We start from the raw sequence: 13,948 nt of genomic DNA, 5'->3' as shown, positions 1-13,948 counted from the left end.
ACCCCGAGCGAAACGCCGCAAGCGCCGTTATTCCCCTTCACCGCGTCTCCTGATAAAACAGCCGCTTCATCTCCCGGAATGCGAGAGGAATCGCCTTGCTGGAACGCTGGTCGAGTTCAGCTGGAAACGTGGGCGCGCGCGCAGGACACCGCCGCAAATGTTCGCGCCGTCCGTGCGGCTCGGCGTCACCGGGCTGTCGCGTTCCGGCAACGCCCGTTTAGCTGCCCTCACCCGTTTTCGCCAACACAGGCGGCGCAACCGGCGTGGCGCTCCGCGTCGTCAGTAAAAGCCCCGCCCCAATGATCGCAGCGCCGACGAAGTCGCCGGGTTTTAGCGGCGTGCCAAGTGCGATGTACGACAGGATCACCACCCAGAACGGGTTCAGCAGATGATAGGAAGACGCGCTTGCCGCGCCGCTCCAGCGGATCAGAAGCAGCCACAGCACGCTCGCCCCGATGGTGACGACCACCGCGAGATAAAGGGTCGAGAAGATGGCCGAGATGGTGAAAGTCGGCGCGGGAAATCCCTTCAGCGCAAAAACCGGAATCAGCGCAAACGCGCCCACTGCCGATTGCCAGAAATTCAGCGGGAAAACTGGCAGGTTCGACGCACGTCCGCGAAACAACACGGTGGCGATGGCGAAGGCGGTTGTGCCGCAAAGAGTGAGCGCGATGCCGATCGCATCGGCTTTGCTGACGTCGAAGCCGATAATGAAGACGACGCCGGAAAACCCGATGAGTACGCCCAGCGTCTTGACGGGATCGAACTGCTCGTGTCCGAGCATCGTGGAAAACAAGATCGCAAGAAAAGGCGCGCAACTCACGATCACCACCACAACCGCTGGGGACGTGTAAGCGAGAGCTGAAAAGTTCAGTCCGAGATAGAGCGCATTATTGAGCAGGCCGAGCAGAAGCCCCGTTTTCACGATGTGCGTATTCCAAGCTGTGCGATCTCGCAGACAGAATGGCATCATGATCGCAGCGCCCAAGGCGAACCTCAGCACGAGGACGAGAATCGGATCGACATCGCGCACGGCGATTTTCCCGGCGACGAAAGCCGAACTCCAGAGCAAGCTGAAAAGAACGACGACAGACAATAGGATAGGGCGCGAAACTTGTGTCATGCGCACAGGATCGCAGGCCATATTAATGTTGCAAAATTAATAATATAAGCGACATAATAAGTTCGGCTAATTTTGGATCAACCAATGCTTCAGACGCTTCTTCCTGAGTCGCCGTTCGCGGATAGGCGCATCACGCTCGAACAGTTGCGCGCGTTCGTGACCGTCGCTGAAGGTGGCGGTTTTGTGCGAGCCAGCCTCGATCTGGGCCGCACCCAATCTGCAGTCACGCAAAGCCTCAAGAAGCTTGAGCAAATTTTGGGATGCGTTCTGCTGGAGCGCAGGCAGGGACATATTGTGGGGCTAACGGTCGAAGGCGAGCGCTTCCTGCCGATGGCGAAAGACATCCTCGCGCGCCTGTCGGAAGCCGTAGGATCGTTCAGGCGGCCACTTCTAGCCGGGCGCATCCGACTCGGCGTGCCGGACGATTTCGATATGCTCGACATTCACGGCATGGTGTCCCGCTGTCTCGACATGAACCCCGGGCTTCGCATCGAAGTGACGTCCGCCATGTCGATGGTTGTGCTCGATATGTTCAAGGCCGGGACAATAGACGTCGCCTTGATGAACAGGGTGGGCGACACGCCCGATCTCGGGGGCGCGATGAAGGAAGTTCTCAGGCGGGAACCGTTGTTTTGGGTCGCGCGCGAAAAATTCACGCTCGCCGATGTTTCGGCCCTGCCGCTGGTGTCTTTTCCAGCGGGCTGCACGTATCGCAAAGCTATGCTGGAGGCACTCAAGCGCGCAGGCATTTCGAGCTATCCGGCCTACACCAGCTCATCCTATGAGAACATACGCAAAGCCGTTCTGGCAGGGCTAGGCGTTGCGGTGCTGCCGAAGGCTTCGCTGCCTCGCGATCATATAATCCTGGGCGAGGAGGACGGCTTTCCTGCTTTGCCAGCGACCGAACTCGTCATGATCGCCAATCTCGGGCAAGATCTTTTCCGACGGTTTGTCGGGTTTCTTGAATGCTCCGCAGATGTCGGCAGACAGTTTCATTTGCGGCAGTCTCAGGCATCGTGAGCGAAACGCCGCAAGCGCCGTTATTCCCCTCAGCCGCGTCTCCTGTTAAAACAGCCGCTTCATCTCCCGGAATGCGAGAGGAATGGCCTTGCTGGAACGCTGGTCGAGTTCAGCGCTGGAAACGTGGGCGCGCGCGCAGGACACCGCCGCGCAGATGTTCGCGCCGTCCGTGCGGCTTGGCGTGACCGGGCTGTCGCGCTCCGGCAAGACGGTGTTCATCACCTCGCTCGTGCATAATCTCATGGCGGGCAACGCGCTCCCGTTCTTCGAGCCGCTGGCGCAGAAGCGCATCCTGCGCACCTATCTCGAACCGCAGCCGGACGACGCCGTGCCGCGCTTCGATTACGAGGGCAACCTCGCGAAGCTCACCGCCGCCGAACCGGAATGGCCGGAGGGCACGCGCCAGATCAGCGAGCTTCGCCTGACGTTCGAATACGCCCCCGGCGCGATGATGCGGCGCGCGCTCGGCGCAACGCGGCTGATGCATCTCGACATCGTGGATTATCCCGGCGAATGGCTGCTCGACCTGCCGCTGCTAGACCTCACCTTCGAGGAATGGTCGCGGCAATCCATCGCCATGGCGCGCGAGCCGAGCCGCGAACCGGCGGCGAAGGAGTGGCTCGCCTTCCTCGGCGAGACGAATCCGCTTCAGAAGAAGAACGAGCAGATCGCGAAACACGGCGCGGAGATTTTCACGCAGTATTTGCGCAAATGCCGCGACGACGCGCTGTCCTTCTCCAGCCTCACGCCGGGCCGCTTCCTCATGCCGGGCGATCTCGCGGGCTCGCCTGCCTTCACCTTCTTTCCGCTCGAAGCGGCGGAAGGCGCGGCGCCGCCGGACAACAGCCTTTGGGGGATGATGGCGCGGCGCTTCAACTCCTATAAGCGGCACGTCATCCAACCGTTCTACCGCGATCATTTCGCGCGGCTCGACCGGCAGATCGTGCTGGCCGACGTGCTGACCGTGGTGAACGCGGGCGCGGCCGCCGTCGCCGACCTCGAACGCGCGATGAGCGACATTCTCGGCTGCTTCCGGCACGGTCAGAACCCGTGGCATGCGATGTTCAGCGGGCGGCGCATCGACCGCATCGTGTTCGCCGCGACGAAGGCGGATCATCTGCACCACACGAACCACGACCGGCTTGAAGCGATCCTCGGCCTCATCGCGAAAAAAAGCATTGCGCGCGCGAATTTCAGCGGCGCGGAGGTGAAGGCGTTTGCGCTCGCCAGCGTCCGCGCGACGGGGGAGGCGGAGGCGCGGCAGGGCAACGACCGGCTGCCGTGCATCGTCGGTGTGCCGCTGAAGGGCGAACGCCTCGGCGCCCGCGTGTTCGACGGCAAGGAACAACTCGCGATCTTCCCCGGCGACCTACCGGAAGACCCGGCGCTCGCGCTGTCGCCCGAATGGCTCTCGATGGGGCATTCGGCGACGCATTTCGTCCGCTTTCGTCCGCAGAAGCAGCGCCCGCTCGGCTTCGGCGAAAGCGCTGTGCTGTCTCACATCCGGCTGGACCGGGCCTTGAATTTTCTCATCGGCGACAAACTCTCATGACCGGCGAACCGAAAGGCCGCGCGCCCGCGGCGTTCAATCTCGACGACCCAAGGCTCTCGGCGGACCTCCCGCTGAAGGATGAAGCGCCCGCTCAAAAGCCGGAAGGGCCGAAGGGGCCGCCCGCCGCGTCACGCGAACCCGCCCCGGACAAGCCCGGCGCCGCCGCATCGTCCGGCCCGCAACCGAACGCGAAACCGCGCGCCGCCGCACCGCAGCCGAAAGCGGCAACGCCGCCGCCTTCGGACCAACCCGCCGGGACAATGGCAGCCCCGCCGCAGAAAGCGATCTCGCGCACGCGGAAATGGGGCGGCATCTTCCTGTCTGCGGTCGGCGGCCTCGTCGTGCTCGCGATGCTGATCTGGGTGCAGGACACGTTCCTGACGCTTCTCGGCCGCCACGACTGGATCGGCTGGGCCGCGACGATCCTGCTTGCCGTCGCCGTCTTCTCTTTCGCGATGATCCTCGCGCGCGAAATCGCGGGCCTCGCCCGGCTTTCGGCCATGACCACCGTGCGCAAGCGCGCCGATTCGGCGCTCATGGTCGAGGACACGAAACAGGCGCGCGTGGCTGCGGGCGAAATCCGCGCGATCTTCGCCGAACGGCGCGAACTCGCCGACGGCCTCGCGCGGCTCAGGAAGCACGAGCGCGACATCATGGACGCGAAGCAGGTCCTGAGCCTGACGGAGCGCGAACTGCTCGTGCCGCTCGACAAGCTCGCGCGCGTTACCATCGGTTCATCCGGCCGCCGCGTGCTGGTGGTGACGACGCTGTCGCCCGCCGCGATCATCTCCGTGGGCTTCGTCGCCTACGAAAACTTCAGGATGCTTCGCAACCTTGCGTCGATCTATGGCGGCAGGCCGGGCTTCTTCGCCATCCTGAAACTGATGCGGCTCATCGCGGGGCACCTCGCGCTCACCGGGGGCATTGCGTTTACCGACGACATCCTGTCCCAGGTGCTCGGGCAAGGGGTGACCGCCCGCGTTTCGAAGCGGCTCGGCGAAGGGCTCATCAACGGCGGCTTCACGATGCGCATCGGCCTCGCGGCGGTGGAAGTGCTGCGGCCGCTGCCCTATGTGGAGGCGAGACAGCCGCGATTCCGCGAATTCGTGTCCGAGTTCCTGAAGGTCGGGCATCGGTTCGCGGGGGAGATTGCGCCGGAAGGAAAAGAGCGGGGGAAAGGCTGATCGCGTGTCGGCGCTCCTCCGGCACAACCGCAGCGGGGGAACGAGGCTGAACCTCGCCTGTTGAACTCCCAAAACGGCCGCAACCTGCGGCCATTCCATGGGAGAGTTTCATGAGACGTTTCCTGATAGCGGTCGCGGCGTTGCTGACCGCAGCCAGCTTCGCCGCTCCTTCATTTGCGCAACTTGCAACGCCCAAGCTATCCCCTGCCCAAACATTCGTGCGCGATCTGAGTTCGGCCGGACAGTTCGAAATTCAGTCGTCATACATTGCCTTGCAGAAAACAGACAACGAGGACGTGAGGCAGTTCGCAAGGAAGATGGTCGAAGACCATAGTGCCGCCGACGCCAAGCTCAAGGATACGCTCAAGCAGGCGAACATAAAAGAGCCGACAGTCACAATCGATGAAAGGCGTATGCAGGAGCTTGACTATCTCAAGGTTGCGGATCGCGATTTCGACCGCCAGTACATCCAGCAGCAGCGCAAGGCTCACCGCGATACGGTGAAGCTTCTCGAAAATTATATCCAGCGTGGCGACAACGCTGAGTTGAAGCAGTTCGCGACGAATCTCCTGCCGACGATCAAGCAGCACCTTGAGATGGCCGATAATCTCAAGCCCAAGGAGTCTGCCCGCCGCTAACGGTCCGGCGCGACCGCGTGCGATGAACGCGGGCCGATTCGATCGCGGAATAGCGGTCACGCCACGAACAGGAAAAAGCCGCGCCTCGCGGCTTTTTCTATGCGCCGGAAGCCTCGCGTGCGATCAGTTGTTGAAAGCTGAAGCCGGGTGTCTTGCCTTTGGGGGGCGGGCATCGTGAGGGTAGCACTGACAAAGGGATTCGCGCCATGACCACCTATCGCCAATCGATTGAAGGCAGCCTCTCCACCAAGATCGGAGATACGGGCCTCAGCCCGGATCGCCTTACGCAGTGGCTGACGCTGCTCACGCCGCGCTTCAAGGCGCTTGAGGAAGCCGCGCAGACGGACAGCTTCGCGCATTTCCGCATCCTGAAGGACACCGCCGACATCGAGGACACGCGCGCGGCCTATGACAAGCTCGCGGCTGGCGCGGAAACCGTCGTCATTCTCGGAACGGGCGGTTCGAGCCTTGGCGGGCAGGCGCTGGCGCAGGTCGGCGGCTGGGGCATTCCCGGCGACAACGGCAACGCGGCGGGCAAGCTGCCGGAGCTTCGCTTCTGCGACAACCTGGACTCGCGCTCCTTCACGCGCGGCCTTGCAAGCCTCGACATTCCGAAGACGCGCTTCATCGCGATTTCGAAGTCCGGCACCACGGGCGAAACGCTGTCGCAGGTGCTGACCGCGTTCAAATTCATCGAGGATCAGGGCCACGGCGCGCTCATCCCGCAAATTTTCCTCGGCGTAACGGAGCCCGCGAAACCGGGCGTCGCGAACGGCCTGCGTGAGCTGTTCTCCGCGCGCGGCATCCCGCTGCTAGCGCACCCGACCGACATCGGCGGGCGCTACTCGGTGTTCTCGGTTGTCGGCCTGCTGCCCGCGCTCGCGCGAGGTCTCGACGTGGCGGCGTTCCGCGCGGGCGCGCTCGACGTCGTGAAGCAGCTTTCAACCGCCGTCATGCCGGAAGACCACCCCGCCGCTGTCGGCGCGGCGCTGTCCATCGGCCTCGCCAAGGATCTCGGCGTCACGAACTCCGTGCTCATGCCATATTCCGACCGGCTCGAACGCTTCAGCGCATGGTATGTGCAGCTCTGGGCGGAAAGCCTCGGCAAGAACGGCGAAGGCACGACGCCCATCGGCACGCTCGGCCCGGTGGACCAGCACAGCCAGCTTCAGCTCTTCATGGACGGTCCCGCAACGCACCTGATGACGGTGATCCGCGTGGCCGAGGCGGAAGGCGCGGATCGCGGCCTCACCATTCCGGCCGAACTGGCGGCGGAAGCGGGTGCGCCCTATCTCGCGGGAAAGAGCATCGGCGATCTCGTCGCGGCACAGCAGAAAGCCATCGTCGACGCGCTCATCGAGGCGAAGCGCCCCGTGCGCACCATCGACGTGCCGAAGCTCGACGAGCGTGCGCTTGGCGCGCTGATGATGCATTTCTTCATCGAAACGATCCTCGCGGGCGACCTGCTCGGCGTCGATCCGTTCGACCAGCCCGCCGTGGAACTCGCGAAGATCCTCACGCGGCAATATCTCGCCGCCTGACGAGCGCATAAGCTGGGGACGAAGGTGGCCATCCGCGAACTGAGCCAGGTCGAAATCAATCGCATCGCCGCCGGCGAGGTGATCGAGCGGCCTGCCAGCGCGGTGAAGGAGCTTGTCGAGAACGCCATCGACGCGGGCGCGACCGCCATCGAAATCATCGCCGAGAATGGCGGGCTGTCGCTGATCCGCGTCTCCGACGATGGCATCGGCATGGACGAGGCGGACCTCGCGCTATGCGTCCGCCGCCACGCGACATCGAAACTGCCGAGCGGCGATCTGATGGCGATCCGCACGCTCGGCTTTCGCGGCGAAGCGCTGCCGTCGCTCGGCTCGGTGGGCACGCTTTCCATCGTGACGCGCCCGCGCGCCTCCTCGCGCGGCCATGAAATCGAGGTGCGGGCGGGGCAAACCTCGCCCGTGCGCCCCGCCGCCGCACGCCCCGGCACCTGCGTCGAGGTGCGCGACCTGTTCGCCGCCACGCCCGCGCGTCTCAAATTCATGAAGTCGGAGCGCGCGGAGAACGCCGCCATCTCGGACGTGGTGAAGCGGCTCGCGCTGGCCTGCCCGCATGTCGGCTTCGCGCTGACGGTCGGCGAGCGCGCGTCTCTCCAACTCGCCCGAGCCGCCGAAGGCGATGAAAACGCCGTGCGCGCCCGCCTCGCGCGCATCATGGGTCGCGAGTTCGGCGAGGACGCGGAGCCGGTGCATCTCGAACGCGACGGGCTGGCGCTGACGGGCTACGCCGGGCGGCCAACGCTCAACCGGCCGGACGCGTCGCTGCAATATGTGTTCGTCAACGGTCGCCCCGTGAAGGACCGGCTGCTGTTTTCGGCGATTCGCGGCGCTTATATGGATGTGGTGCCGCGCGGGCGCTTTCCGTTGGCGGTGTTGTTTCTCACGTTGCGCGTCGAGGATGTGGACGTGAACGTCCATCCGGCGAAGGCCGAGGTGCGGTTCCGCGAGGCGAGCCTTGTGCGCGCGCTCGTCGTGTCGGCGCTCCACGACGCGCTGCGGCGCGCAGGCGCGATGGCGGCGCGACCAACCGGCGTGCTGATGCCCGCCGGGGCTGCCGCGCCGGAGCCGGTGCAATATCGCGCGCCGCTGCGGGCGTGGCCGCAAACTTCGTTCGCCCCGACATATCCGCAACCGATGGCGGACCCGCCCGGCGGGTTCGCGGAAGCGGCGCTTGCGTTCGACACAGAAGAGGCCAGGCCGACACCCACAAACGGAGCGGCGCACGACGCACCCGATTCCGCGGATACGAATTACGAGCGCCTCGGCATGGCACGCGCGCAGGTGCACAACACCTACATCCTCTCCGAAACGCCCAAAGGCGTCATCCTCATCGACCAGCACGCTGCCCATGAGCGCATCGTCTATGAGAAGCTCAAGGCCGCGCTGGCGGGCGGTCGCATAGCGCGGCAATTGCTGCTCATCCCCGAGATCGTGGAAATGCCGGAAGACGATGCCGCGCTCGTCGCCGAGCATGCGGAGACGGTCGCCGGAAGCGGCCTCGCGCTGGAAAGCTTCGGTCCCGGCGCGATCATCGTCCGCGAGGTTCCCGCACTGCTGGGCCAATGCGACCTGCAAACGCTCGTCCGCGATCTCGCACATGAACTGAAGGACAGCGCGAACACGGTCGAGGCGCGGCTTCATGCGATCTGCGCGACGATGGCGTGTCACGGAAGCGTTCGCGCCGGGCGCCCGATGCGGCTCGACGAGATGAACGCACTTCTGCGCGAGATGGAGACCACGCCGAACGCCGCGCAGTGCAATCACGGGCGGCCGACCTATGTGGAGCTGTCGCGCGGCGATCTCGAACGGCTGTTCGAGCGGCGTTAGGAGCGCTGTTCGCTTACGGCCTCAAGCAATCGGCGATGCTCCGCGCGTTTGCGCGCATCAGGTTGAAATACTGCTCCGGCCCCGCTTCGATCCGCACGCCGATTTCATCGAGGATGCCGCGCCGTGCGTTTGTGCCCTCGACAAGCATGTCGATCAGTCTCGGCGAAAACTGAGGCTCTGCGAAAATGCACACCGCGCCCTTTTCCCGGATGGCATCGCGCAAGGCGGCGACGCTCCCCGCGCCGGGAGTGCGCTCGGGGCTTGGCGTCACGGTGCCGAGGCTGTTCAAGCCGTAGCGATGTTCGAGATATTGAGTCACGTCGTGAAACACGACGAAAGGCCGCCCCGATAGCCCGGCGAGCGTCTTCCGCATTTCGACATCGAGCTCCGTCAGCTTCGCGCCGAGCGCTGTGGCGTTTGCGCCGTAATGCGCCGCGTTTTCCGGGTCGATCGCGGAGAGTTGCCGCGCAATCTCCCGCGCCAGCGCACCCGCATTCACCGGGTCGAGCCAGAAATGGACATCCGCCTGGTCCGGCGCGGATCCCGCCGCCGATGACGCCCCGTGCGACGCTCTCACCGCGAGGAGGTTCAGCCCCGCAGACCGGTCAAGATCGAGCACGCGCGCCTTCTCGGGCAGCGAAGCCAGCGCCCTGTCCAGAAACACCTCAAGATGCGGCGAAACGCGAATGACAAGATCGGCGCCCTCAAGGGCCCTCGCGTCGGATGGCTTCAGGGCGTAGAAATGAGGCGAGGCCGCGCCGTCGAGCAGCAGCTTGGGCTCGGCCACGCCTGCCATTATGGCGGCGGCGAGCGAGTGCACGGGTTTTATGGTCGCCACAACCTTCGGTGCGGCCAGCGATGGCGTCGCGATGGCGAGCGCGGAGAAAAGGAAAGCCAGGACGGCTCGCCCCGCTGCCAGCGGCCGCTTCAGGCGCCGGGCGCTGTCGGAACCGCGCAACAACACCGCGCGCCAAGGCAAACGAACAACCATGGGCTTCGTCCGTAACCATAAAATTAAAGTATGATGATATACTGTTACATTAGCATAATGGCAGCGAGAGGGCGAGGGCCGTCCAATTGAAGGCCCAAACTCTCGCCGCCGCTATTCGGCTGCCTCGGCCATCGGCTGTTCTTCGCCCGCTGGCTGAACAAGCGCATCGGCGAGAAATTCCGCGAAGAGCCGCACGGCCGGGCGCATCAATTGCACGCCGGGGGCGATGCAGGCGATTTCCGCTTTCGGCACAGTGTCGCGGATGGGTTTCACGACGACGGTGCCCCCGTCGTATGTGGTGGAGGAGGATGGCGTCGCGACGTGAACCGAATAACCGTGCCCGCGCGCCACAAGGCCGCGCATCACCTCGAACGTCCCGGTGCGCTGCCGTATGATCGGCGACACGCCAGCGGCGTCGAAAACTCGCGTGATATAGCCGCCGATGAGCTGATCGCCGAAGAAGATCATCGGATCGTCCTTCAGGTCGTGAAGACTGACGGTGGGTGCCTTCGCAAGCCGATGATCCGGCGGAAGGGATACGACGAACGGCAGCTGCATCACTATGGTTGCATCAAGGGTAGCCGGTACGGCGTGATTGAACGTGAAGGCCAATTCCACGCGCCCGTTGGCGACATCCGCCAGAAGCCGCTCCTGATCGCCATCGGCCAGCACAAGCTGGATGAGCGGATAGCGCCTCGAAAACTCGGTCATGACTGCGGGCATGTAACAAGCCGCCAACGTCGGGAAGCAGCCGATGGTGACTTCGCCTCGCTCGATATCGCCAAGCGATTCCGCCGATTTCGAGAATTCCTCGGCGTGTTTGAGAAGCAGGCGCGCTTCGGCGATCAGTTTTTGGCCTGCCGGCGTCAGCGTGACGCCTTTTGCATGATGGCGCACGAAAATGGCGATGCCGAGCATCTGCTCCAGCTCCGCTATTGCGGCGGAAACCGATGGCTGCGACACCTGAAGCTTGCGAGCAGCCTCGGTGACGTTCCCGCTGTCGGCGGCGGCGGTGACATACCGCAAGAGTCTGAGTGAAATATTCATACAAAAGGATTAACCCAACCTAGGCCTTATACGCCACAAAAGAATATTTAATATCCCAGTGGTCCGATTCCGACATTTGCATCCGTTTGCACCACACTCGCAAGCAAATGCCGGAATCAAGGGACCACCAGCAAACCATTGATTCTAGTGGAGCTTCTGAATTTGACATTTGAGCGAGAGCTTTCAGCAACCGGGACTCAAATGTCAAATTCGCTCCACTAGGCATATGTGCACGCTCAAACCCCCGCTTGCCAACGGGGGTTTGATAATATTCGGAGTATTCTATTCCCCGCGGAGGCTATCTTTCGCACCGCCATAAGTATTTTGAACCTTGCCTTCGGCTTTTTCCGCCTTGCCTTCGGCCTCTGTCTTCGTATCGCCGGTCACTTCGCCAACGGTTTCCTTGACAGAACCCTTCACCTGCTTGCCACTGCCTTCGACGCGATCCTTGTCCACTTTCTTCTCCTTTGAACATCTTCTCACAGGACAACTCCCAATCAGCCGAAGAGTTCGATCTGGACGAAGCCTGGCGCATGGGTGAAACTTGGATCCCGTCCGTCGAGCCACCTCGGAACCCGCCCATGCCCGCAATCGCCCCGGAAAACAGCCTCCTCCTCGCCATCGACTTTCAGCCGCGCCTGATGGCGGTGATCGAAAATGCCGCCACCGTCGTCGACCACGCGAAGAAGCTCCGGGCTGCGGCCTCTCTTCTCGGCGTGCCGACCCTCTTCACCGAGCAATATGCAAAAGGGCTCGGGGCCACGGTGGAAGACCTCGAACCGTTGGAACATGCGTTTCAGAAAATGACCTTCGACGCTTGCGGCACCCCCGGATTCCTCGACCGCGTCGGCGAAAGAGACGTCGTGGTGTCGGGCTGCGAAGCGCACATCTGCGTTCTCCAAACGGTGCTGAGTCTGCTCGATGCCGGCCGGCGCGTTTTCGTGGTTCGCGATGCGATCGGCTCGCGCCGCGCGGAAAGCAAGGAGGCCGCGATCCGACGCATCGAGCGGCATGGCGCGGAAATCGTCACGGTCGAGATGGTCGTGTTCGAATGGCTTCGGACGGCCGAACACCCGCGCTTTCGCGAGGCGGCCGCGTTGATCAAGTGACACTTGATGACGTGAGGACGACGGGCGGTGCGCGCCGACGCATGCCGGGGACAGCGGGGCGCTCCGTCGCTCGGTAATGGCAGCGGTGGAGTTCGACCTGAACCTTGGCAAATGCCGGAAGACAACATCGCCCTATCATCGGCATAATTATATGCAATTTTCTGCACTGACCCCGAGCCGAGTCAGTTAGTTATTTGGCACCTTCGGAGAAAGGAGGTGCGACATGCAGCGAACGTATTTTCATTGCGCACCGCTGCCACTTCATATCGGCTCGATCATATATCAAGGCAATTGGGGACGGCTCTTCAGTCTTTACGAAGCCAAGCCCGGCGAAGGGCTTCCGACAAATGCTTTCAAGGAAGTCGTGCTCGAGCTTTCCCGCAAATTATACGCGCCCGACGCGCCGAGCAGGCTGGATTGCGTCTTCGTGACTCCGACCATCGAAGAGGCAATCGCCTTCCGAAACAAGTATCAGCGAACCAACCTGATATACGAGGTGACGCCGGTTGGCGAGGCGCCGCCGCTTCACGTCGGCAGCTACGAGTTGGCCCTGGCGCCCTACCCGCAAAAATACTTTCAGGCCATCTTCGACATGGGGCGCGATTATTGGACGGTTCCGGCGACAGCCAACCGCGAGGTGTTGATCGGCTCGCCCGTGCGCATCGAACACATGTGCGAGGTGCCCACGCCCCCAGCGCTCGTGTTTACGTGACGTAAGACACAGTAAAATCCTTTCACCGCAGTTGGATCTGGATGCGATGCGAGGCTCAAGGGCGTACGCTGTAAGATTGCGTAGACGCCGCATTTTCGATGTCTGTTTTGACCCATTCAATAAGGGTAAGCACCTCGCCACTAAGATTTAATACCCCTTCCTCATCTAGTTCGATGAAACGTCCATGCGCGATTTCGTTTCGCCTTTTAAGGAGGCTCTCGTCGATGAGCTGTTTCCTCGGAACGTAGCGTGCGACATCTATTGCGGAAAATGATAAAATCTGCTCAAATAGATCGAAGTTAAGATTCCCTATTTTTCCGATATGCCGCTCCAGTTGCACATTAAAAGTCTCATTTTCTATATCGTACAATCTCTTCAATAGTTCTGACCCGACGAATATCTTGCTCGTTAAGCCACCAAGACCACGAACATGCTCTAACGCGGCGACACCTCGAAAGCATTGTTTCGTATTTCGGTATTTCAGACCGAGGCTTGATAGATAACCAATATAAAGACAAATACCAGATTTTACAAAACCCTCCCAGTGGGCATATAATATAGGTACCGCAGCTCGCAGTAGGGACTGCTTGCTTCTACCAGAGGAACCCCTTATCGTTTGCAAAAGAGCATGAAGCTCAATTTTTCTCCAACCGAGCTCTTGGTCCAGGGCATCTTGGAGTTGCGAAAGAGACCTCGGCCTTAGCATGCGGAAAAATGTTCTTTCGCTTTCGCAAAAACAAATCCCGATAATCTTTGCGTACCCCTGACTCCGCTCCCTGTATATTTTCCGGCTTCTGGCAGCTTAGAAATAGAATTTATTTTGGCAGAAAGAGCTTCGTCTGAAATATCGCCTTCTTGATCCAGCAAACTGGAAAGGCCTAGAATGATAAACTCATAATACCCCAAAGAAAATCGCCCATTCTTTTTGAACGTTCTCTCGCCCGCCAATTTGTTCAGCTTATGGAAAGTTTTGTTAAAAATATTAACCTCTCTCTTCCAGTCAAATTGCGCGGATGAGGCGACTGCCATCACACCTTCGTCCAGATAGTCGTGCACATCAACACGGGGGCGATATGGAGTTAGCGGTGTTCTCAGACCATGGGATCAGCGTTTTGGCTGGCGGCATAGGCCCAAGGCATGAGTTCATCGATTTTGCGCATCGGCCAGCCGTTGACGAGGCGTGAGAGAA

The 13,948-nt window shown here is 61.8% G+C and carries 14 protein-coding genes; 8 read left to right on the top strand and 6 right to left on the bottom strand.

What is annotated here, in order from left to right:
* Positions 1-217 precede the first annotated feature (217 nt).
* Positions 218-1,123: a DMT family transporter gene (locus tag KKP04_RS14895; RefSeq protein ID WP_215033349.1), complete on the bottom strand. Its 906-nt coding sequence runs from the start codon at positions 1,121-1,123 to the stop codon at positions 218-220.
* Positions 1,124-1,207: 84 nt separating this feature from the next.
* Between KKP04_RS14895 and KKP04_RS14890 the strand changes: the two genes are divergently transcribed.
* From KKP04_RS14890 to mutL, 6 genes are all read left to right on the top strand, one after another.
* Positions 1,208-2,143, top strand: coding sequence for a LysR family transcriptional regulator (locus tag KKP04_RS14890; protein ID WP_215033346.1), 936 nt, complete (start codon positions 1,208-1,210; stop codon positions 2,141-2,143).
* Between the two features lie 82 nt (positions 2,144-2,225).
* Complete coding sequence (locus KKP04_RS14885; RefSeq protein WP_215033343.1) at positions 2,226-3,695, top strand: YcjX family protein; 1,470 nt, start codon at positions 2,226-2,228, stop codon at positions 3,693-3,695.
* Positions 3,692-4,879 carry a YcjF family protein gene (locus tag KKP04_RS14880; protein ID WP_215033340.1) on the top strand — a complete coding sequence of 396 codons (1,188 nt, stop codon included), beginning with the start codon at positions 3,692-3,694 and terminating at the stop codon, positions 4,877-4,879. The genes KKP04_RS14885 and KKP04_RS14880 overlap by 4 nt, the downstream gene beginning before the upstream one ends.
* Positions 4,880-4,989: 110 nt before the next feature.
* Entirely contained in the window at positions 4,990-5,517 is a 528-nt protein-coding gene (locus KKP04_RS14875; RefSeq protein WP_215033337.1) for a DUF4142 domain-containing protein, read from the top strand.
* A 206-nt stretch (positions 5,518-5,723) separates the two neighbouring features.
* Positions 5,724-7,058, top strand: coding sequence for a glucose-6-phosphate isomerase (locus tag KKP04_RS14870; protein ID WP_251134167.1), 1,335 nt, complete (start codon positions 5,724-5,726; stop codon positions 7,056-7,058).
* 24 nt (positions 7,059-7,082) lie between these two features.
* Entirely contained in the window at positions 7,083-8,900 is a 1,818-nt protein-coding gene (gene mutL, locus KKP04_RS14865; protein ID WP_215033334.1) for a DNA mismatch repair endonuclease MutL, read from the top strand.
* A 13-nt stretch (positions 8,901-8,913) separates the two neighbouring features.
* Here the strand turns inward: mutL and KKP04_RS14860 are convergent, their stop codons facing one another.
* The 3 genes from KKP04_RS14860 to KKP04_RS14850 form a co-directional block, all read right to left on the bottom strand.
* Positions 8,914-9,891: a zinc ABC transporter substrate-binding protein gene (locus KKP04_RS14860; protein ID WP_215033331.1), complete on the bottom strand. Its 978-nt coding sequence runs from the start codon at positions 9,889-9,891 to the stop codon at positions 8,914-8,916.
* A 111-nt stretch (positions 9,892-10,002) separates the two neighbouring features.
* A complete protein-coding gene (locus tag KKP04_RS14855) occupies positions 10,003-10,938 on the bottom strand; it encodes a LysR family transcriptional regulator (RefSeq protein ID WP_215033327.1) in 936 nt (311 codons plus the stop codon).
* A gap of 282 nt (positions 10,939-11,220) precedes the next feature.
* Positions 11,221-11,394 carry a CsbD family protein gene (locus KKP04_RS14850; RefSeq protein WP_215033324.1) on the bottom strand — a complete coding sequence of 58 codons (174 nt, stop codon included), beginning with the start codon at positions 11,392-11,394 and terminating at the stop codon, positions 11,221-11,223.
* 125 nt (positions 11,395-11,519) lie between these two features.
* On the opposite strand from KKP04_RS14850, the gene KKP04_RS14845 reads away from it, so the two are divergent.
* The gene (locus KKP04_RS14845; RefSeq protein WP_215033321.1) at positions 11,520-12,047 is read left to right on the top strand and encodes an isochorismatase family protein; all 528 of its coding nucleotides are present in this window, start codon (positions 11,520-11,522) and stop codon (positions 12,045-12,047) included.
* Positions 12,048-12,270: 223 nt separating this feature from the next.
* Positions 12,271-12,759 carry a DUF2441 domain-containing protein gene (locus KKP04_RS14840; protein ID WP_215033318.1) on the top strand — a complete coding sequence of 163 codons (489 nt, stop codon included), beginning with the start codon at positions 12,271-12,273 and terminating at the stop codon, positions 12,757-12,759.
* A gap of 55 nt (positions 12,760-12,814) precedes the next feature.
* Here KKP04_RS14840 and KKP04_RS14835 read toward each other — a convergent pair whose 3' ends face one another.
* Positions 12,815-13,465, bottom strand: coding sequence for an MAE_28990/MAE_18760 family HEPN-like nuclease (locus tag KKP04_RS14835; protein ID WP_215033315.1), 651 nt, complete (start codon positions 13,463-13,465; stop codon positions 12,815-12,817).
* The gene (locus KKP04_RS14830; RefSeq protein WP_215033312.1) at positions 13,459-13,788 is read right to left on the bottom strand and encodes a hypothetical protein; all 330 of its coding nucleotides are present in this window, start codon (positions 13,786-13,788) and stop codon (positions 13,459-13,461) included. The genes KKP04_RS14835 and KKP04_RS14830 overlap by 7 nt, the downstream gene beginning before the upstream one ends.
* Between the last annotated feature and the right edge of the window lie 160 nt (positions 13,789-13,948).

This window comes from Rhodomicrobium sp. Az07 (assembly GCF_018619475.1).
GTDB lineage: Bacteria > Pseudomonadota > Alphaproteobacteria > Rhizobiales > Rhodomicrobiaceae > Rhodomicrobium.
Note: the sequence above shows the minus strand (reverse complement) of the source record. Positions and strands in the feature narration are given on the sequence as shown.